Genomic DNA, 21,004 nt, shown 5'->3' with positions numbered 1-21,004 from the left:
CATGACCAGTCAAGTTGAAGCCCAAGTCAAACCACACAATGTAAAAGAAGTTGTGGCACTCCTGGCCGAACAATTTCCATTGTGTTTTAGTCTGACTGGTCCGGCAAAGCCGCTGAAAGTCGGTATTTTTCAGGATCTTGCAGAAAAGTTGCAGGAAAATCCGTTGATCAGCAAAACCATGTTACGGCAGGCATTACGGGTTTACACCAGTAGCTGGCGGTATCTGGAAGCCGTTAAGGAAGGTGCATTCCGCGTTGATCTGGCAGGCGTTGACGGTGCCGTAATTGATGCCTCGCAGGCCGAACACGCAGCTGCGACTTTAGCCGAAAGTAAGGCCAAGGCGCAGGAAGCTCGTAAAGCCCGGCAACAAGCGGAACGTGCAAAAGCAAAAGCCGCTGCCGTAGCAGCTGGCGATGCGGGAAAACCAGCCGATGCGCCAAAAGCTGCAAAACCTGCTTACAAAAAACCGGAACATAAACCAAACAACAGAGCTGCAAAAGCCGCTACGCTGAAATCTAAACCTGCAGCTGAGCCATTAAAAGCAGCGCCGGTTGAACTCAAAGCCGTGGAAGATGGTCAGTTAGTGGTGGGCGGTAAGGTGTTGGTTAAATTCGGCGCCAGCCCAATAGCTGCAACTGTGGTTGAGCTTGCCAAACAAGATGTTGTGGTGCAGCTGGCCTCAGGTATGATCGTTAAAACCCAGCGTGGAAGTCTGTTTCAGGCCTAATTCAAAGAGTGTCCGATGAGAAAATTATCAGGTATTGCCGCAGGTTTGTTTTTGGCGTTTTGTGGCGCCACTATTGCAGCACCGGTCGCAGAGAAAGTCACGCTGCCGGAACTGACTCAGTTAGATCAACATTTTACTGCCAGTAAACGCATCGCGGCTATCCTGACCCGCGGCCATTACCTGCCGGTTCAGATTGACGATAAGCTGTCAGCCAAAGTGTATGACCAGTATCTGGATAGCCTGGATTATTTTCACAACGTGATGCTCAAGTCGGATGTTGCGGCCTTTGAGCAGTACAAATTTCAGTTTGATGACGCTATTGCAAAAGGCCAATTTGATTTTGCTTATCAGATGTTTAATCTGAGCCTGCAACGTCGTGCCGAGCGTTTTGACTACGCTTTATCGCTGCTGGATAAAGGCTTTGATTTTAATAGCAAAGATGCCTACGAATATGAACGCGAAGATGCGCCATGGCCAGAAACGCAGGCGCAGCTTGATGAGTTATGGCGCCAGCGCGTCAAATTCGATGCGTTAAATCTGAAACTCGCCGGTAAAAAGCCGGAAGAGATTAAAGATATCTTGACCAAGCGTTACAAGTCGGCGAAAAAACGTCTGGCGCAAACAGAAAGTGAAGATGTGTTTCAGCTGGTGATGAATTCATACGCCCGTTCGATCGAAGCGCACACTTATTATTTATCACCGCGTAATACCGATCGTTTCCAGCAGGAAATGAACCTGTCGCTCGAAGGTATTGGTGCAGTGTTGCAAGCAGATGACGATTACACTGTTATTTCCAGCCTGGTACCCGGTGGTCCGGCTGATCTGACGAAAAAGCTGAAACCAAAAGACAAAATTGTCGGTGTTGCCCAGGGTAATGACGAATTCGTTGATATCGTCGGCTGGCGTTTGGACGATGTGGTTGACCTGATCAAAGGGCCGAAGGGCTCCAAAGTGCGCTTGCAGGTGCTTGCCGCCAGCGGCACAGCCGGCGCAACACCGCAGCAGATCGAAATTGTCCGCGATAAAATCCGGCTGGAAGACCGGGCCGCCAAAGGTGAAGTCTTTAAATCGCAATTACACCAGACCGATAAAAAAGTCGGTGTGATTAATATCCCGAGTTTCTACAACAATCTGACCGAAGATGTCCGCAAAGAAATCACCAAACTGAAGGGCGAAAAAATCGACGCTTTAGTCATTGATTTGCGCGGCAACGGCGGCGGTTCTCTGCCGGAAGCCATCTCACTGAGCGGGCTGTTTTTTGACCGCGGCCCTGTGGTGCAAATCCGCGAAGGCAATGGCCGTATCACGCAAAATGACGATACTGACGGCTCCACGTTGTACGACGGCCCGATGACAGTATTAGTTGACCGCTACAGTGCTTCTGCTTCTGAGATTTTCGCTGCGGCAATGCAGGATTATGGCCGGGCACTGGTCGTTGGTGAACACACCTTTGGTAAAGGTACAGTGCAGCAACACCGCGGTTTAGGCCGGATTTACGACACTTTTGATGCAGAGCTTGGCGGGCTGAACTACACCATTGCCAAATTCTACCGGATCAACGGTGGCAGCACGCAGCACAAAGGTGTGGTGCCGGATATTACTTATCCGACGCCGATTAATCCTGACGAGTGGGGCGAGAGTAAAGAAGAAAACGCGTTGCCATGGGATTCAATAGCGCCAGCCAGTTACACCAGCGCGCCGGATATCAAAGTGGCATTGCCGCAGTTACAAGCCAAACATCAGAAACGCATCGCTGAAGAAGTTGAGTTTAAATACCTCAATGACGATATCGCGCTTTATAACCAGGAAAAAGACCAAAAGACCGTGTCTCTCAACGAAAAAGAACGCCTGGCGAAAAAAGACAGCGAAACGGCCCGTGAGCTGAAACGGCTGAACGAGCGTCTGGCGCGGTTAAAACTTCCGCCGGTGAAATCAGTCGATGATGCGCCTGAAGTGCTGGAGAAGTTAGATCCGTTATTGGAAGAAACTGTACTGATCACTGAAGATTTGGTGATGAGCAGCAAGATCGCCAAAAAATAGCGAATTTCCAGCATAACCCCTGAACAAAGGACTGCCTGCAGTCCTTTGTTTTATCTGCAACTTTGTAAAAGAGTATCTTATGACGACTGCTACAGCTGCCGTCCATCAGCAATGGTCCAGCCGACTGATGTTTATTATTGCCGCCACTGGCGCTGCCGTCGGGCTGGGTAATATCTGGAAATTCCCTTATATCATGGGGCAAAACGGCGGCGGTGCATTTATGTTGATGTACCTGCTGTGTATTTTGCTGATCGGCATTCCGGTGCTGATGGCCGAAGTGATGATTGGCCGGCGTGGCCGGCAAAGCCCTGGTTTGTCGGTGAACGCGCTGGCGATTGAAGCCAAAGTCAATCCACTGTGGCAAATCGCGGGCTGGATGGGTCTGGTCGGTGGTTTTTTAATTCTGTCGTTTTACTCGGTGATCGCGGGTTGGGCTTTTGCTTATGTCAGTAAGGCGGCACAACACAGTTTTCAGGGCCTCGATGCCGGACAAATCGGCGCGATGTTCGGCCAGTTCTCGGCTGATTTACCCAGTCTGTTATTCTGGACAACCGTTGTCATAGTGCTGACCTGCGCCGTGGTTGCCCGGGGTGTGAAGCAGGGACTGGAGCGTGTGATCCGCTGGATGATGCCGGCTTTATATGTGCTGCTGATTGGCCTTGCCATCTATGCTGGCGTCACAGGTGATTTCGCTCAGGCATTGCATTTTATGTTTGCGCCGGATTTCAGCAAATTGTCCGTTGCCGGCATGTTGATGGCGCTTGGTCATGCGTTTTTCACTTTGAGCCTGGCGTCTGGTGTGATGATCACTTACGGCGCTTATATGCCAGGTAAAGTCTCGATCGCACGCACTTCTATCTGGATAGCATTGGCGGACACCTCAGTTGCGCTGATAGCCGCCATGGTCATTTATCCGATTGTGTTCGCGCAGCAATTAGACGCAGGACAAGGCCCTGGGCTTATTTTTGTCACCTTGCCGGTCGCTTTTGGTCAGATGCCTGGGGGGCAAATTGTTGGCACCTTGTTTTTCACTATGCTGGTGTTTGCTGCTTTTACCTCGACTATTGCGATGATTGAATCTGTGGTGGCCTGGCTGACCCAGTCCAAAGGTTTTACCCGGCTGCAGGCTTGTGTGTTTTCCGGCGTGGTGTTGTGGCTGCTCAGCCTGCTGACGGTGTTTAGTTTCGCGGGTGCAGAGTGGGCGCAGTGGCATTTTGTGTTTGTCGGCAAAGAAGTGCACAACCTGTTCGAAATCATTGACCATCTGACCTCTGACATTATGTTGCCACTGGGCGGTCTGGCGATTGCTATTTTTGCTGGCTGGAAAGTCAGACAAAATGCCAGCCGTGAAGAGTTGAATACCTCGCCGGTTGCTTATAGTATCTGGCTGTTCTGTATCCGCTGGTTCACGCCGGTGGCAATCCTCGCCGTGTTTCTGAACCTGACCGGTGTACTCTGAAAATAAAAGCCCGCCCGACGGGCCAAATAAAACAATAAATAGAGCAAAGAATGACAACATCTAAAACCACCAAAGCCCCGAGCATGCTGGATGCCTTGCTACCACTCGGCGCGCTGATTTTTCTGTTAAGTTTGTCGGTTTACCTGTACGGCAGCGATTCGTCCTTTGGTCCGAATCAAATGGCGTTATTTGTCGCAGCCGGCATCGCCGTGCTGATTGGCCTGAAAAACGGCTTCGGCTGGGAGGAAATGGAACAGGCGATGATCCGCGGTATCGCGTTGTCGCTCGGTGCTGTGTTAATCCTGTTTTCGGTCGGCGCTTTAATCGGCACCTGGTTATTATCCGGCACAGTACCGGCACTGATTTATTATGGTTTGCAGGTATTAAACCCAAGCTGGTTTTACGCCGCGACTTGTGTGCTTTGTGCCATCGTAGCGCTGGGCATTGGCAGTTCCTGGACCACAGCAGCCACTGTGGGTGTGGCTTTGATCGGCGTGTCGATGGGGTTGGGGTTGTCGCCGGTGATCACTGCCGGTGCCATTGTGTCAGGCGCATATTTCGGCGACAAAATCTCTCCGTTATCAGATACCACCAATCTGGCACCGGCGGTGGCCGGCTCTGATTTGTTCTCACATATCCGTCATATGTTATGGACCACTATTCCCAGTTTAATTCTGGCAATTGTGCTGTTTGTGCTGATTGGTTTTAATGCCAACGGCGTAGCGAATGTAGAAAAAATTGAACAAATCAGCCACGACCTGCAGCAACATTTTGATATCTCCCCGCTGCATTTGGTACCGATGCTGATTTTGTTAGTGATGGCGGTGAAAAAAGTGCCTGCTTTCCCGACAGTGTTTATCGGTGCTTTGCTTGGTGGATTGTGGGCCGTGTTGTTTCAGCAGCCACTGATTGAAAAAATGACCGACCAGGCGTATCCGATGGTGCTTGGTCAGTTAAAAGTGGTCTGGACCACCTTACACAGCGGTTTTGTCATTGAGACCGGTAACGTCGAGCTGGACAAACTACTCAGCGGCGGTGGTATGTCGAAGATGATGAATACGGTCTGGCTGATTATGTCGGCGATGGTGTTTGGTTCAGTGCTTGAACACACGGGTCTGCTGCGCCGTTTTGTCCAGGCGATTTTACGCCGGGCCCACAGTACCGGCTCGTTAATCACCAGTACAATTCTGACTTGTATTGCCACAAACATTTTGGCGGCTGACCAGTATATGGCGATTGTGATGCCAGGGCGCATGTACAAAGAAGAGTTTGAAAAACGCGGGCTGGCACCGGTGAATCTGTCGCGGACTCTGGAAGATGGCGGCACTATTACCAGTGCGCTGATCCCGTGGAATACTTGTGGTGCCTATATGCATGGGGTACTGGGCGTCAGCCCGCTCGACTACATCTTCTATGCATTTTTTAACTTAATTAATCCACTGCTGGCGATTGTCTATGCTTATCTCGGCATAAAAATTCTGCGCTTAACACCGCCAGATACGCTCAGGCCCGTGGTGGAAAGACCGCTAGCCTGATTGGATAAGCCTGCGCACTTGCAGGCTTTTTTCTGCTGTTTAAAGGAGTAATTGATGTCAGCCAATATCGCCAAACGTCGCCTGGATTATCAGCGCGCAACTTATCAGATCAGTCAGATTGAACTGGAGTTTGAACTAAATCCGACAGCCACCAGAGTTTTGGCGGTCAGTCAGGTGCAGCGTGCTGTAGCAGGAGCGGACACGCTTTGGCTTGATGGTCAACAACTGACACTGGTGTCGCTGGAAGTCAATGGTGTGGCGTGGACACAGAAAACTCAAAATGACGACGGGATTTTGTTGTCCGGTTTACCTGAGCAGTTTGAACTGAAAGTGCGAACAGTGCTGGACCCGGCAGCCAATTCTGCCTTAGAGGGGCTGTATCTGTCGAACGGTGCTTATTGCACCCAATGTGAAGCCGAAGGTTTTCGTCGCATCACTTTTTACCCGGACCGGCCCGATGTGATGGCGGTGTTTACCACCCACATCATAGCCGATGATTCGATCCCGTTTTTGTTATCCAATGGCAATCTGATAGCGAAACATCAGCTGGCTGATGGTCGGGTGCGCGTCAGCTGGCATGACCCATTTCCAAAACCCTGTTATTTGTTTGCTTTAGTCGCCGGCGATTTTGATGAACTGTGCGGCGAATTTGTCACCCAAAGCGGCCGGCACGTTGCATTGAAATTTTATGTCGATAAAGGTCAGGGTACTAAGGCAACCTTTGCGCTGGAGGCGCTCAAGCGCGCGATGCGGTTTGACGAAGAAGTCTACGGTCTTGAGTATGACCTCGATATCTACATGGTCGTCGCTGTCGATTTCTTTAATATGGGCGCGATGGAAAACAAAGGGTTAAATGTCTTTAACAGTAAGTATGTGTTGGCCGATGCCGCGACTGCAACTGACACCGACTATTTCAACATCGAAAGTATTATCGCCCACGAGTATTTTCATAACTGGACTGGCAACAGAGTCACTTGCCGCGACTGGTTTCAGCTCAGTTTAAAAGAAGGCTTGACGGTATTTCGCGACCAACAGTTCAGTGCGGCGATGGGCTCCGCCACTTTGTGCCGGATTGATGCGATTAAGACTATCCGCACCGCCCAATTTGCCGAAGACGCCAGTCCGATGGCGCACCCAATCCGGCCTGATGTGGTGGAAGAGATGAATAATTTCTACACCGTGACAGTGTATGACAAAGGCGCTGAAGTGATCCGGATGCAACATACCTTGCTGGGTGCACAAGGCTTTCGCCGCGGTATGGATTTGTACTTCAAGCGACACGACGGTCAGGCTGTCACCTGTGACGACTTCTTAGCCGCGATGCAGGATGCCAATCAGGTTGATTTAGGTCAGTTTAGTTTGTGGTACAGCCAGTCCGGTACGCCAGAATTGACCGCGAAGCTTGAACAAACCGGGACTGGCGTGCAGTTACATCTGCAACAACAGACGCCAGTCAGCGCAGATCAGGCACAGAAGCAGCCATTGTTGTTGCCGCTGCGTTATGAATTCCACGACGCCAGTGGCCGGGTGGAAACCGGCATTCTGCAATGCACTAAAGCGCAGCAATCTTTTTCTTTTGCAGGCTTAGTGATGCCGGTGATACCGGTATTGCTGGCTGATTTCAGTGCGCCGGTGAAACTGAACTACGCCTATCAGACCGAAGAATTATTGTATCTGTGTCAGCATGCTCTGGACGGTGTGGCGCGCTGGGATGCGATGCAACAGCTGTGGTCAGATTTGGTCCGCCAGTCGGTGCAACAGCAGCACATTGTGCCAGTACCGCCGCAAATGCTGGAAGTTTTGGCGCAGTTAATCCGTCAACCTCTGCCAGATCAAGCGTTTACTGCTGAATTGCTGACCTTGCCCGGCTTTGACAGTCTGGCCGAGCAGTACGAACAAATCCCGGTGGACCTTATCCTGCAGGCGTTAGAGCATTACCAGCAACAATTAGCCAAACTTTTTGCTGCCGACTGGCTCAGCTTGTATCAGCGCTTGCAACCACAACCTTATGCGTACACTGAGGCGCAGGTTGGCCTGCGGTCGCTACGTAATACCGCTTTACGCTACCTGCTGCGCGTGCAAGCGACGCCAGAGCAGTTCTGGCAACGCCAATATGCCGATGCCGACAATATGACTGACAAACTGGCTGTGCTGCAGGGCTTAGTCAAAGCCGGGCATGCAGCGACGACACAGATGCTGCAGCAATTCCTGCAACAGTATGGGGACAACGTGCAGCTGTTTGATAAACATTCTGTGCTGGTTGCCTCCATTCCCGACCACAGTGTGTTTGCGCTGATGAACCAGGTCGAGCAAACCGGCTTGTTTGACTGGAAAAACCCGAACCGGGTTCGCGCTTTATACGCGGTATTTGGTCAGCAAAACCCGGTGATGTTTCATCAGCCTGACGGTCAGGGATATCAGCGTTTGACCGCCGTGATTGCCAAAGCCGACAGCATCAATCCGCAGCTGGCATCGCGGCTGGTGACGCCACTGTTATCGTTCCGGCGCTTTGAGCCAAAGCGGCAGTCGCTGATGCGTGCAGCACTTGAAAAGCTTATGCAACAACAACTGAGTCCTGATCTCAGTGAAAAGCTGAACAAAGCACTTGATGGCTGAGCGCTCTTATCGCTTCCGGTTATTACTCAGCGCAGAGCAGGTGCTGAGTTTTTATCAGGGACATATCACTGCAGTGGTCGTGCAGGCCGACAATGGCCTGCGCGTCCAGCTCGATTTGCGGCATTTTCGCCGTTATTTTCAACATTCAGGGCTCGATGGCCGTTTTGAGTTGTTAACTGACGAAAACGGCAAGTTTAAGGCGCTGCAGAAAATAAATTAGAGTGAATACTTTAAACGATAGATTAAAACCTGTTCGCTAGTTTTCTGCTTTTTGCCGTTTTAATTCAGCGAGTTAAGCATTTTGTCAGCACAACCCCAAGCTTCAGTTAAACTGATGGGGGGAGTGTTGCTGCCACCACTTCAGGCAAACGGCAAAAACTAAAGGTAAATCAACAGATTTACCCAACTTGAAGCCTTGCGCCCTCCGGAAAATGATGTAATTATTTCTGCTACGTGCGCAGAGATCAGAGCAGTTGATCAACGCGACCGATTACAAAAACAAAATATACCTGCAGGGACAGGGGGGAGAATCGAACATGAACAAAAGGCCTTTAGCCTTCACCAAAAAGCCACTGGTGCTTGGTGTCGCGTCTGCACTGTTAGCCTTGTCTGCAACGTCCATTCAAGCAGCCAGCGTCACGCTGGGCGAGGATGTCGAAGTTGTATTTGACTCAACCTTTTCATATGGTGCCAGCTGGCGGGCAGAAGACCGCAACTGGGACACCATCAGTAAAGTCAACCATCCGCGTTTTAACTGGACCGGTTATAACGCCGCTACCAACGTGATTTATCCTTCTTCAGAAATTTGGGCTCAGCCTGGTGGTTATTCATCAAACGGCGACGCCGGTAACCTGAATTACGACAAAGGCGATATTTTCTCCGAGCTGTTTAAAGGTACCCACGAATTATCAATCACCAAAGGTGACTTTGGTCTGTTCACCCGCTTTATGTACTTCTATGATGCGGCGCTGATGGATAACGACGGTGCCTATAACAATCCGGTCTCCGGCAATCGCGTTGACCCATGTCAGGACGATGATGCCCGTGATTTAGCCTGTCGCGATGTCCGTTTACTCGACGCTTATGTGTTTGCTAATTTCGCCCTGAATGATGGCGCCAACCCGCTGTCGATCCGTGTCGGTGAGCAGGTGTTGAGCTGGGGTGAAAGTACCTTGATCCAGCACGGTATTAACATCACGCCAATCGACGTGGGTATCGCCCGTCTGCCTGGTGCTGACTTAAAAGAGGCTTATATTCCAGTTGGTATGGCCTGGGCGTCTTTGGGTCTGACCGAGCAACTGTCTGCTGAAGTGTTTTATCAATACGACTGGCAAAACAGTTATCTGCCGGTCCCAGGCACTTATTTCTCGACCAACGATTTCGCCGGTAAAGGCGGTTATAACCAAAACATTCAGTTAGGTTTTGCCGGTAACCCGGATCTGGACCTCAGCACTTTACTGGCTGGTCTGAATGGCATTGGTAATGGCGTCAAAGCTGCGATGGCAGTGTTGCAAAATCCGGCAGCGACAGCAGCTCAGAAAGCTCAGGCGCAGGGTAGTCTGACTCAGCTCTCTGCCGCTTACCTGGCTTATCCAACCAAAGTAACGCTGCGGCCAAAAGGCGATGCCGGTGAAATTGAACCCAGCGATTCTGGTCAGTACGGTCTGAAGCTTGAATACTTCTCGCCTGAACTCGGTGACACTGAGTTTGCGCTGTATCACATGAATTACCACAGCCGTACACCGGTGATTTCAGGGATTGCATCTGACTTCCGTACAGCGGCAATTCAGTCTGATATCGCCTACATGGCAGCCAATACGCTGACTGCGGACAATGTCAGTAACCTCAAAGCAATGTCAAAAGGTCTGATTGAATATCCGGAAGACATCAAGCTTTATGGTTTTAGCTTCAACACCACCTTAGAAGGCACTTCAATCGCCGGTGAACTGGCGTATCGCCAGGATGAGCCGCTGCAAATTGATGACGTGGAAATTCTGTACGCCGGTATGCCGGAACAGCTGGCAAATGCCGGTATCCGTCCAGACTTAGCCGGTATTTCACAAATCGGCCGTTTCGATGGCAAAAAAGTACAACCAGGCCAGTTTGCACAAGGTTATGTGTTAAGCGACACGATGCAGGCGCAGTTAACTGTGACGCATTTGTTTGGCCCGGTACTGAATACTGACAACTTCACAGTGTTGGCTGAAATTGGTGGTATCGATATTAAAGATATGCCGGCGCAGGACGTATTACGTCTGAACGGTCCAAACACTGACCGCAGCGGCTATCCACTGATGGGTACCAACGCGCAAGGCCAGCTGATCCTGAAAACCGGTCTGCACACTGGGGTATCAAACGGCGCGGAAACCAACCCGTTCCCGACTAAATCAGCCTGGGGTTACCGTCTGGTTGCCATCGCCAACTACAACAACGTATTGGCCGGCGTGAACCTGACGCAACGTCTGACGTTCTCGCATGACGTCAACGGTATTACGCCAGACCCGCTGTTTATGTTCTCAGAAGACAAAAAAGCGCTGAGTTATTCATTGGCTTTTGACTATCTGAACGCCTGGTCAGCAGAGTTATCTTACAACGCGTTTTTCGACGGTGTAGGTACAACCAATAACACTGAAGACCGTGATTTCGTGTCTTTTAACATCAAATACTCTTTATAAGAAGGGACGAGACAGAATTATGAAAAAACTCACCCTGTTATCGAGCGCCATTGCGCTGGTACTGAGCTGCTCGGCAGCTGCAAAAATTAGCCCGGATCAGGTCGCCCGTTTAGGTGCTGATCTGACGCCGCTGGGTGCGGAAAAAGCCGGTAATAAAGACGGTTCAATCCCAGCCTGGGATGGTGGTATTACTTCTGCGCCTGCCGGCTACAAACCAGGTGACCATCACCCGGACCCGTTTTCTGGTGATAAAGTACTGTTTACTATCGATAAATCGAATCTGGCGAAGTACAAAGATACATTGTCACCTGGTCAGTTAGCGCTGTTTGACCTGTATCCGACTTACAAGATGAACGTGTACCAGACCCGCCGCACTGCGTCATACCCGCAGTATGTCTACGATGCGACCAAAAACATCGCCGGCAAAGCGGAGTTAGTGCAGGGCGGTAACGGTATTATCAATGCTGCTATTGGTATTCCGTTCCCGATCCCTGCCAATGGTCTGGAAGCAATCTGGAACCATACTGTGCGTTATCGTGGTGTCGCCGCGACGCGTAATGGTGGTCAGGCTGCACCAACAGCCACCGGTGATTACACGCTGATCGGTTTTGATGAACAAATCATGTTCAAATATTCTGATAAAGCAGCAACTGCTGAAGCCTTGCAGGCAGAAAATATCCTGTTCCGCTTCAAACAAAGCGTTACCACACCAGCCCGTCTGGCCGGTACAGCACTGTTAGTGCATGAAACCATGGATCAGGTGAAAACCCCGCGTCAGGCCTGGACTTATAATACCGGTCAGCGTCGTGTTCGCCGTGCACCAAACGTCGCCTATGATGCGCCAGGTACGGCATCAGACGGCCTGCGTACCACTGATGACTTCGATATGTTTAACGGCTCACCAGATCGCTACAACTGGAAGCTGGTTGGTAAAAAGGAAATGTATATTCCATACAACAGCTACAAGCTGCACAGCAAAGATGCCAAGTATGCGGATATCTTAAAACCAGGCCATATCAACCCTGAGTATGTACGCTGGGAAAAACACCGCGTCTGGCAGGTTGAAGCCACGCTGAAAGACGGTATGCGTCATGTGTATGGCAAACGGGTATTCTTTATCGACGAAGACAGCTGGCAAATTCATGTGGCAGACTTGTATGACGCGCGCGGTGAGTTATATCGCGTTGCCGTCGCACACGGTCTGAACTACTACGAAGTGCCAACGCACTGGAGTACGCTCGAAGTCTATCATGATCTGAATTCACGCCGTTATATCGCTATCGGTCTGGATAACGAAGACAAAATGTATGATTTCTCAGTGAAATTGTCAGACAACGACTTCACACCAGCAGCGCTGCGTCGTGAAGGCACGCGGTAAGGCAAAACAGAACGAAAAAGCGGTTGGCAACTTGCCAACCGTTTTTGTTTCAAATCTCATCTCGAGTAAAGACTCTAATGAAGTTTAAATTATTATCCGGCCTGAGTTTATTGTTTACCTTATGGCCTGCGCTGGCAGAAACCAGCATCAAACCGCAAAGTGCTTATCTGCTGCCGCATGCAGAAAAATCAGTGCTCACTGATCTCGTGCGTGTGTCAGCAGATATGTTGGTGGCCGCCGGAGAGCGTGGTCATATTTTGCTGAGCAAGGATGGTAAGCAGTGGCAACAGAGCCCAACACCCTTGCAGTCCAATCTGAATTCTGTGTTTTTCGTCAATCCCAGCCATGGCTGGGCTGTCGGTCATGACGCCAGTATTATCGCCAGTAAAGACGGCGGCCAAAGCTGGCAGCTACAGCAGTTTTTGCCAGAGCTGGATAAACCCTTGTTTGATGTGTATTTCACTGATGAAAAACAAGGTTTTGCGGTCGGAGCCTATGGTCTGTTTTATCGCACCAAAGATGGTGGTGACTCCTGGCAGCAGGAATATCATGCAGAGCTGGCGAATGCCGATGACCAGGCCATGCTGGCTGAACTGAAAGATTCAGACCCTGAAGCTTATCAGGCCGAACTCGGCTCAGTGTTGCCGCACATCAACCGGGTATTTGCGGCAAAAGATAAACTGGTGATGGTCGGTGAAGCCGGTTTCTGGGCGACCAGTACCGACGGCGGCAACAGCTGGCAGCGTCAACCGGAGTTTTATAACGGCTCCTTGTTTTCTGTCGCACAATCGCCACAAGGCACTTTGTTTGCTGTGGGCCTGCGTGGCCACGCCTTTCGCAGCAGCGACAACGGCCAGAGCTGGCAACAACTGACCTTATCGTCGCCGGCGACACTGAACTCAGTGGTCGCAGCGGACTCACAGGTCTGGTTGTTCGGTAATAGTGGCGTGATTTTCCAAAGCCGTGATGATGGCCAGAGTTTTCAGCTGATCCCACAGACTGAAGGCAAAGCGGTGCTCAACGGCCTGGTGGTTGGTACGGATTTAGTGCTGGCGACTGAAGTTGGGGTCAAAACAGTGCAACAAGTGGTAAGCCAATAATTATGAGTGCAAATCGTATTATCAATAAATGTGAGTACGCGCTGTTCCGCCATCGTGGTTTCGTGGTGATTGCATTCGTGCTGGCAACTTTTTTCCTGTTGTTCAAAGCCAGTCAAATCAAGCTGGATGCAGCGTTTACCAAGAATATTCCGTTGGCACATCCGTACATGCAGACTTATATGAAGCATGCCAAAGATTTTGGCGGCGCCAACAATATTCTGATTTCGGTGTGTGATGCGTCCGGCAACATCTTTAATCCGAATTTCTTTGACACTTTCCGTAAAATCCATGACCAGGTGTATTACATGCCGGGTGTGGACCGCGTGTTGGTTAAATCTTTATTCAGCCCCAGTACCCGTTTTGTTGAGGTCGTTGAAGACGGTTTTGCTGGTGGGCCGGTCATTCCGGCCGACTTTACGTCGGATGAAAAGGGCCTGGCTGTTGTGCGGCAAAACGTCGACAAAGCCGGCATTGTTGGCCGGATGGTGGCCGATGACTACAGCTGCGCCATGGTGACGGCGCAACTGCAGGAAGTAAATCCGGATACGCTGGAAAAACTCGATACCATCGCGTTCGCCAGCCAGCTGGAAAAAGAAGTCCGCGGCCAGTATGAAAACGACAAAATCACGGTCCATATCATCGGTTTTGCCAAGATGGTTGGTGATGTGGCGCAAGGCGCTAAAGGCGTTCTGGTGTTTTTCGCGGTTGCAATCCTCATCACAGCGCTGATGGTCTATATGTTTTCGCGTTCCATGAAGCTGACCTTACTGCCCATTGGTTGTTCTCTGATTGCCGTGATCTGGCAAATGGGCTTGTTGACGGTGGTCGGTTTCGGTATTGACCCTATGTCTATCCTGGTGCCTTTCCTGATTTTTGCAATTGGCGTCAGTCATGGCGTGCAGATGATTAACGCGACAGGCAAAAGCGTCGCTGAAGGCCTGGACGCCAAAACTGCGGCGCAGTCGAGCTTTCGCAAACTGCTGATCCCGGGTGGCGTGGCGTTATTGTCCGACACTGTTGGCTTTATCACTTTGTTGGCCATTGATATCGGCGTGATCAGGGAGCTAGCTATCACGGCAAGTTTAGGTGTTGGCGTCATCATTCTGACCAACCTGATTTTGTTGCCGGTGCTGATGTCTTACATCAAATTCAGTGATAAATATGTGGCGGCGGTGTCAGCGCCAACGCCTAAAGCAGATAAATTCTGGTATGTGCTGTCGGCCTGTACTGAGAAGAAGGTCGCAGCACCCATTTTGTTGCTGACAGCCGCGCTGTTTGTGTTTGGTTATCAGCAAAGTAAAGAGCTGAAAATCGGCGACTTACATCCAGGCGCTGCTGCGCTGCACTCCGACTCCCGCTATAACCAGGACACTTTCCTTATCACTGACCGCTATGCGATTTCTGTCGATTACATCAATGTGATGGTGGAAACTGACGCCAATGGTTGTACCTTCCATCCAATCATGGAAAAAATCGACCAGTTCCAGTGGCAGATGGAAAACGTGCCGGGTGTGCAAAGTGCGGTGTCTCTGGCTTCGGTATCCAAAACCATCAATGCCGCCTTTAACGAAGGCAACGTGAAGTGGCGCGTACTGCCACGCACCACGGAATCGCTGGTGCAGTCGTCAAGCCGGGTGGAAACCAGTACTGGCCTGTTAAACCCGGATTGTTCGGTGATGCCGGTCATTTTGTTCCTGCAGGACCATAAAGCCGAGACCATTGAAAAAGTGGTGGCGGAAGCCAAACGCATCGGCAAAGAACTGGGCACAGATCAAACTAAGTTTATGCTGGCATCAGGCCCGGTTGGTGTGATGGCGGCAACCAATGAAGCGGTGGCTGCAGCGCAGGATCCGATGACCTGGTATGTCTACGCTGCGGTGGTTGCTTTATGTTTAATGAGCTTCCGTTCGGTGCGGGCCACCACAGCGGTGATCATCCCACTGTATGTCGTTACCATGCTGGCGACGGCGCTGATGACTTATCTGGAAATTGGTCTGACGGTGTCGACATTACCGGTGATTGCGCTGGGCGTTGGCATTGGCGTGGATTACGGCATTTATATCCTGACCAATATGACCCAGCCGCTGCGCGATGGCGTACCGCTGCGCACCGCGTATTTTAACGCGCTGAAGTCGACCGGTAGTGCGGTGCTGTTCACTGCCGTCACGCTGGCGATTGGTGTCAGTACCTGGGTATTCTCGGCACTGAAATTCCAGGTCGATATGGGCATTCTGCTGACCTTTATGTTTGTCGTAAACATGTTAGGTGCAGTGTTTGTCCTGCCGGCACTGGCAGCTTTTTTCTGGCCACAGCGCAAATAAACTGGCCGGCCAGGGCAAAAATGCATAAAGATGCAATTCGCATCTTTATGCAAAAATCCTTATACAAATGGCCGAAAGGCCATTTTGTTATTTAATCCCGCTGAATATCTTGTCAAATCTGGCTTTTAGCTCTGGTACAACCAGTTGCAAAGCCAGAAATAAAGCTCGAAAAGCACTACAATTCTCAATAAACTTCGCACCTGACACGCTCTGTATACTATGCACAAATGTCATGCTCCCCCCCGGGCATAGACAACACAAGGATACAAAAATGGCACTGATAGACGGTCAACCATCTGTACTACTACAAAACGTAAGCAAATTAATTCGTCAGAAAGTCAAAGATCAGGTCGACCTGGTTGAAAAATTCGCCTTCACCTTATATGGCAACGTTGCCCATGACGACCTGGTTGGTCGGATTGACAGCGACTTATATGGCGCAGCATTAAGCCTGTGGCAGTCGTTAAATGCTCACCACAGCGACGACGCGATGATCCGGGTATTTAACCCTGAAATCGCTAAACACGGCTGGGAATCCAAGCACACTATCGTGGAGCTGGTGATTAAAGATATGCCGTTCCTGGTGGATTCGCTGCGTATCGCGCTGAATCGCCACAACATTACCGCCCACCTGTTATTACATCATCCGTTGCAAACTTTCCGCGATGATAAAGGCAATATCACCGAATTCTATAAATTAGGGACCAAAGCCAATCCGTCAACCAAACAAACGGTGTTTCATGTTGAAATCGACCGGATGACTGACAAAACGGCGATGGATCAACTGACGGCAGAATTGGCCTCTGTGATGCAGGATGTGTCGCTGGCCGTCTTAGACTGGCAGCCAACACGTGCCAAGCTGGAGCAGGTGATTGCTGATTTACCGAAAAATGCCGGCTTGGCTTCTGCAGAACAGTTGCAGCAGGCGACGGATTTCCTCAATTGGCTGGTCAAAGACAACTTCACTTTATTGGGTTACCGCCAATACGCCATAGTGCCTATTTCCGGCGACCATAAAATCGAAGGTATCGCTGACAGTGCGCTTGGCTTAATGCGCCGCAGCACGTCGCGCGATCTGATGTTAAGCGACTTGCCGGATGTTGCGCGCAAACAGGCATTGAGTTCTGATTTACTGATCCTGACCAAAACCAACAACAAGTCCCGCGTACACAGACCAGCCTATATCGACTACATCGGCATTAAGCGTTTTGATGCCAAAGGCCAGGTGGTCGGTGAAGACCGCTTTATCGGTCTGTATTCCAGCTCGCTGTATAACAACAGTGCGGCCGACATTCCGCTGTTGAAAAACAAACTGGCCAAAGTGATGGAGCAATCCGGCTTTGCGGTCGGTACTCACGCTTATAAAGCGCTGCTGAACATTCTGGAGACTTATCCACGCGATGAGTTGATCCAGGCTGATCACGACGAGTTGTTAGACGTCGCCACCGGCGTGCTGCAAATGCAGGAGCGTGATATGACACGCTTGTTCCTGCGTAAAGATGCTTTTGGCCGCTTTGTTTCTGCCATGGTGTATGTACCGCGTGAGCGCTACAACACGCAGTTACGTAAAGACACGCAAAAGATCCTGCAGGGTTTCCTTGGCAGCGACGAGCCGGTGGAATTTACCACCTATTTCTCTGAATCCGTGTTGGCACGCACCCATTATTTTGTGCGGATCAACGACAGCACAGTCGAGTTCAATGTGAAAGAAATCGAACAAAATCTGATTGAAGCCGCCCGTACCTGGGAAGATAAACTGGCCACTGCGTTGGTTGGCAGTTTTGGTGAAGTACGCGGCCGTGAGCTTGGCAATAAATATGTTAATGCGTTCCCACGTGCTTACAAAGACGAAATGCTGCCAAACGACGCCTTAGTGGATATCGCTAAGCTCGAAGCATTAAGCGCTGACCATCCGCTGGAAATGTTGTTCTATCGGCCGCAGGAAGAATCGGCCGACAGCAAAGCAGTGCGGCTGAACCTGTTCCATAAAGACAGCCCAATCCATTTGTCTGACGTGTTGCCGATGCTGGAAAACTTCGGTTTACGTGTCATTGGTGAAACGCCATATGCCGTGCGTTGCCCGGATGGTTCAGTCAGTTGGGTGCTGAATTTCAGCATGGAAGTCAACGGCAAAATGCCGGCAGACTTCGAAAAAGCCCAGCAGCTGTTCCAGGAAGGTTTTGATAAAGTCTGGAAAGGCGACCTTGAGGATGACGGTTTTAACCGTTTAATTCTGGGGGCTGGCCTGACCGGCCGCGAAGCCTCGTTATTACGTGCTTTTGCCAAATATAAACGTCAGATTGGCGGGACTTTCAGCCAGGCCTATGTCGAGTCCACCTTTGGCCGTTACCCGCAACTGGCCAATCTGTTGGTGAAACTGTTTAACAGTAAGTTTGACCCGGCGGCAACAGCGAGCAGCGATGCAACGGCTGCGATTGAAGCTGAGATCCTGGCGCAGCTGGAACAAGTGGCTAACCTCGATGACGACCGCATCATCCGCCGTTTCCTCGCTATTATTCAGGCGATTGTCCGCACCAACTACTTCCAGAACGCTGCGGACGGTACACAGAAACCTTATATCTCCTTTAAAGTCCGGCCGTCGATGATCCCGGATATGCCGCTGCCATTGCCGTTCTTTGAAATTTTCGTCTATTCACCGAAAGTGGAAGGTGTGCATTTACGCTTCGGTAAAGTGGCGCGCGGTGGTCTGCGCTGGTCAGACCGTCGTGAAGACTTCCGTACTGAAGTACTGGGCCTCGTGAAAGCGCAACAGGTCAAAAACACTGTGATTGTGCCGGTCGGTGCTAAAGGTGGTTTTGTCTGTAAGAAACTGCCAACGAGCGGTGGCCGCGAAGCCTGGCTCAACGAAGGTAAAGCCTGTTACCGTACCTTTATCCGTGCGCTGCTTGATATCACTGACAACATCGTCGCAGGCGCCATTGTGCCGCCAAAATCAGTGGTTCGCCTGGACGAAGACGACCCGTATCTGGTGGTTGCAGCCGACAAAGGCACCGCAACGTTCTCCGATATCGCCAACGGTATTTCACTGGAATACAACCACTGGTTAGGCGATGCTTTTGCCTCCGGTGGCTCTAACGGCTACGACCACAAAGGCATGGGCATCACAGCCCGCGGTGGCTGGGAATCCGTGAAGCGTCACTTCCGTGAAGTCGGTATTGATTGTCAGACCACAGATTTTACTTGTGTGGGTATCGGTGATATGGCCGGTGACGTGTTCGGTAACGGTATGCTGTTGTCGGAACATATCCGCCTGCAGGTGGCATTTAATCACATGCACATTTTTGTCGACCCGAATCCAAATGCGGCCGCATCTTTTGTTGAGCGTCAGCGCATGTTTAATCTGCCGACGTCAACCTGGGATGATTACAACAAAGAGTTGATTTCAGAAGGCGGTGGTATTTTCCTGCGTAGCGCCAAGTCCATCAAACTGACGCCGCAAATGCAGCAAATGCTCGGTGTAACCGTTGCGAGCCTGACGCCAAACGAATTTATTCGTGCCGCGCTGATGATGGAAGTCGACCTGATTTGGAACGGCGGTATCGGTACTTATGTCAAAGCGACTGATGAAAGCCATGCTGAAGTCGGTGACCGGGCATCAGAACCACTGCGCGTCAACGGCAAAGAAGTCAAAGCCAAGATCATCGGCGAGGGCGGTAACTTAGGGACTACCCAGCGTGGCCGTATTGAATACGCCATGAACGGTGGCCGCATCAATACCGACTTTATCGATAACGTCGGCGGTGTGGATTGTTCAGATAACGAAGTCAACATCAAAATCCTGCTGAACGCTCTGGTTGCCAGCGGCGATATGACGCTGAAACAACGTAACGACTTGCTTTACAGCATGACCAACGACGTTGCTGACATCGTGATCAGCGATTGTTATCGCCAGACCCAGTCGATTTCAGTATCGATGCTGTTAGGTGCTGAGCAACTGAAAGAATACACCCGCTTTATCCACGCACTGGAAAAAGACGGCAAGCTGAACCGTGAGCTGGAATTCCTGCCAACGGACGAAGCGCTGGCTGAGCGCATGGTGAAAGGCCAGGGCCTGACCCGACCAGAAATGTCGATTTTAACCGCGTACGGCAAAATGGTGCTGAAAGAGCAGCTGGTGACACCTGAAGTGTCAGAAACGCCATATTTCAAACAGTTACTGCTGGGCGCATTCCCGCCGGTACTGGTCGAGAAATTCGCCGCCGAGATGGAAACCCATCCGCTGAAAGCCGAAATCATTGCGACTAAACTGGCCAACATGCTGGTCAACGACATGGGCGCTAACTTCGTACAGCGCATGATGGAAGAAACCGGCTCGAGCGTGTCTGAAGTCGCCATCAGCTACGCGATTGCCCGTGACCTGTTTGACCTGCCAGGTATCTGGGGCAAACTCGAAGCGCTGGATACCGCAATTCCTGCGGACCTGCAGACGCGTCTGTTGTTCCAGTTACGCCGCACGATGCGCCGCGTCACCCGCTGGTTCCTGCGTCATCGCAATAAGGCATTGAGCGTTTCCGACACTGTTGAGTTCTTCAAACCAGCCCTGAGCCGTGTCAGTGAAAAACTGGATACTTTACTGGCGCGTGCTGAAGCCGATTCACTGGCGCTGTATGCTCAGAAACTGCAGGAACAGCAAGTTCCGGCTGAAGTGGCGCGTTATATGGCGCAGCTCAGCACAGTGTTCTCAGTGATGGATATCGCGCAGGTGGCCGCGGCCGAACAAGCTGACTTGCTGTTGGTGGCGGAAATCTACTTCAAGCTTGGCGACAAGCTGGATTTACACTGGTTCCTGGAGCAAATCACCCAGCAGCCGGTGGCCAACCACTGGCAAGCCTTAGCACGTGCCTCGTACCGCGAAGAGCTGGACTGGCAACAACGTGCACTGGCGCAAGTGGTCGTGCACAGCTGCAACGGCAGTTGTGTAGCAGACGACGTGGTGGCCAACTGGCTGGTTGCTAACGACGCCATTCTGGCCCGTTGGCGCCTGATGCTGGCTGAGTTCAAAACGACGAAGAGCCATGAGTTTGCCAAGTTCTCAGTCGCACTGCGTGAGCTGATGTTATTAAGCCACCATTGTGATTCTGTGAAGTAAGCAGAACGCAAAGAAAAACTTCTGTCGACACCAACAGACAGGT

The 21,004-nt window shown here is 51.0% G+C and carries 11 protein-coding genes; all 11 read left to right on the top strand.

All coding sequences use genetic code 11. The features are described from left to right. Position 1: 1 nt before the first annotated feature. The 11 genes from proQ to ABNT34_RS12550 all read left to right on the top strand — a co-directional run bounded on the left by proQ (position 2) and on the right by ABNT34_RS12550 (position 20,961). Positions 2 to 727 (top strand): RNA chaperone ProQ, encoded by a 726-nt coding sequence (proQ, locus tag ABNT34_RS12600; RefSeq protein WP_348732148.1) that lies wholly within the window; start codon positions 2 to 4, stop codon positions 725 to 727. Between the two features lie 15 nt (positions 728 to 742). Continuing rightward, positions 743 to 2,767, top strand: a complete 2,025-nt coding sequence (gene prc / locus ABNT34_RS12595; protein WP_348732146.1) for a carboxy terminal-processing peptidase — start codon at positions 743 to 745, stop codon at positions 2,765 to 2,767. A 79-nt stretch (positions 2,768 to 2,846) separates the two neighbouring features. Beyond that, positions 2,847 to 4,226, top strand: coding sequence for a sodium-dependent transporter (locus ABNT34_RS12590; RefSeq protein ID WP_348732144.1), 1,380 nt, complete (start codon positions 2,847 to 2,849; stop codon positions 4,224 to 4,226). A gap of 50 nt (positions 4,227 to 4,276) precedes the next feature. Next, positions 4,277 to 5,761, top strand: coding sequence for a Na+/H+ antiporter NhaC (gene nhaC / locus ABNT34_RS12585; RefSeq protein ID WP_348732142.1), 1,485 nt, complete (start codon positions 4,277 to 4,279; stop codon positions 5,759 to 5,761). Between the two features lie 54 nt (positions 5,762 to 5,815). Further along, positions 5,816 to 8,377 (top strand): aminopeptidase N, encoded by a 2,562-nt coding sequence (gene pepN / locus ABNT34_RS12580; protein ID WP_348732140.1) that lies wholly within the window; start codon positions 5,816 to 5,818, stop codon positions 8,375 to 8,377. After that, positions 8,370 to 8,597 (top strand): DUF2835 family protein, encoded by a 228-nt coding sequence (locus tag ABNT34_RS12575; protein ID WP_348732138.1) that lies wholly within the window; start codon positions 8,370 to 8,372, stop codon positions 8,595 to 8,597. The genes pepN and ABNT34_RS12575 overlap by 8 nt, the downstream gene beginning before the upstream one ends. Positions 8,598 to 8,913: 316 nt before the next feature. Continuing rightward, a complete protein-coding gene (locus ABNT34_RS12570) occupies positions 8,914 to 11,052 on the top strand; it encodes a DUF1302 domain-containing protein (protein WP_348732136.1) in 2,139 nt (712 codons plus the stop codon). A gap of 19 nt (positions 11,053 to 11,071) precedes the next feature. Next, positions 11,072 to 12,430 carry a DUF1329 domain-containing protein gene (locus ABNT34_RS12565; RefSeq protein ID WP_348732134.1) on the top strand — a complete coding sequence of 453 codons (1,359 nt, stop codon included), beginning with the start codon at positions 11,072 to 11,074 and terminating at the stop codon, positions 12,428 to 12,430. 77 nt (positions 12,431 to 12,507) lie between these two features. Next, positions 12,508 to 13,530, top strand: coding sequence for a YCF48-related protein (locus ABNT34_RS12560; protein WP_348732132.1), 1,023 nt, complete (start codon positions 12,508 to 12,510; stop codon positions 13,528 to 13,530). A gap of 2 nt (positions 13,531 to 13,532) precedes the next feature. Beyond that, the gene (locus ABNT34_RS12555) at positions 13,533 to 15,851 is read left to right on the top strand and encodes an MMPL family transporter (RefSeq protein WP_348732130.1); all 2,319 of its coding nucleotides are present in this window, start codon (positions 13,533 to 13,535) and stop codon (positions 15,849 to 15,851) included. 271 nt (positions 15,852 to 16,122) lie between these two features. Further along, positions 16,123 to 20,961, top strand: coding sequence for an NAD-glutamate dehydrogenase (locus ABNT34_RS12550; RefSeq protein WP_348732128.1), 4,839 nt, complete (start codon positions 16,123 to 16,125; stop codon positions 20,959 to 20,961). Positions 20,962 to 21,004: the final 43 nt, after the last annotated feature.

This window comes from Rheinheimera texasensis, from assembly GCF_964031785.1.
Taxonomy (GTDB): Bacteria; Pseudomonadota; Gammaproteobacteria; order Enterobacterales; family Alteromonadaceae; genus Pararheinheimera; species Pararheinheimera texasensis_A.
This window is presented reverse-complemented; position numbering and strand designations above follow the sequence as displayed.

Excerpts from the sequence above, each read along its gene's own strand:
- ABNT34_RS12590 (WP_348732144.1), top strand. The coding sequence starts at position 2,847 with ATGACGACTGCTACAGCTGCCGTCCATCAGCAATGGTCCAGCCGACTG.
- nhaC (WP_348732142.1), top strand. The coding sequence starts at position 4,277 with ATGACAACATCTAAAACCACCAAAGCCCCGAGCATGCTGGATGCCTTG.
- prc (WP_348732146.1), top strand. The coding sequence starts at position 743 with ATGAGAAAATTATCAGGTATTGCCGCAGGTTTGTTTTTGGCGTTTTGT.
- ABNT34_RS12550 (WP_348732128.1), top strand. The coding sequence starts at position 16,123 with ATGGCACTGATAGACGGTCAACCATCTGTACTACTACAAAACGTAAGC.
- pepN (WP_348732140.1), top strand. The coding sequence starts at position 5,816 with ATGTCAGCCAATATCGCCAAACGTCGCCTGGATTATCAGCGCGCAACT.
- ABNT34_RS12575 (WP_348732138.1), top strand. The coding sequence starts at position 8,370 with ATGGCTGAGCGCTCTTATCGCTTCCGGTTATTACTCAGCGCAGAGCAG.
- ABNT34_RS12560 (WP_348732132.1), top strand. The coding sequence starts at position 12,508 with ATGAAGTTTAAATTATTATCCGGCCTGAGTTTATTGTTTACCTTATGG.
- proQ (WP_348732148.1), top strand. The coding sequence starts at position 2 with ATGACCAGTCAAGTTGAAGCCCAAGTCAAACCACACAATGTAAAAGAA.
- ABNT34_RS12555 (WP_348732130.1), top strand. The coding sequence starts at position 13,533 with ATGAGTGCAAATCGTATTATCAATAAATGTGAGTACGCGCTGTTCCGC.
- ABNT34_RS12570 (WP_348732136.1), top strand. The coding sequence starts at position 8,914 with ATGAACAAAAGGCCTTTAGCCTTCACCAAAAAGCCACTGGTGCTTGGT.
- ABNT34_RS12565 (WP_348732134.1), top strand. The coding sequence starts at position 11,072 with ATGAAAAAACTCACCCTGTTATCGAGCGCCATTGCGCTGGTACTGAGC.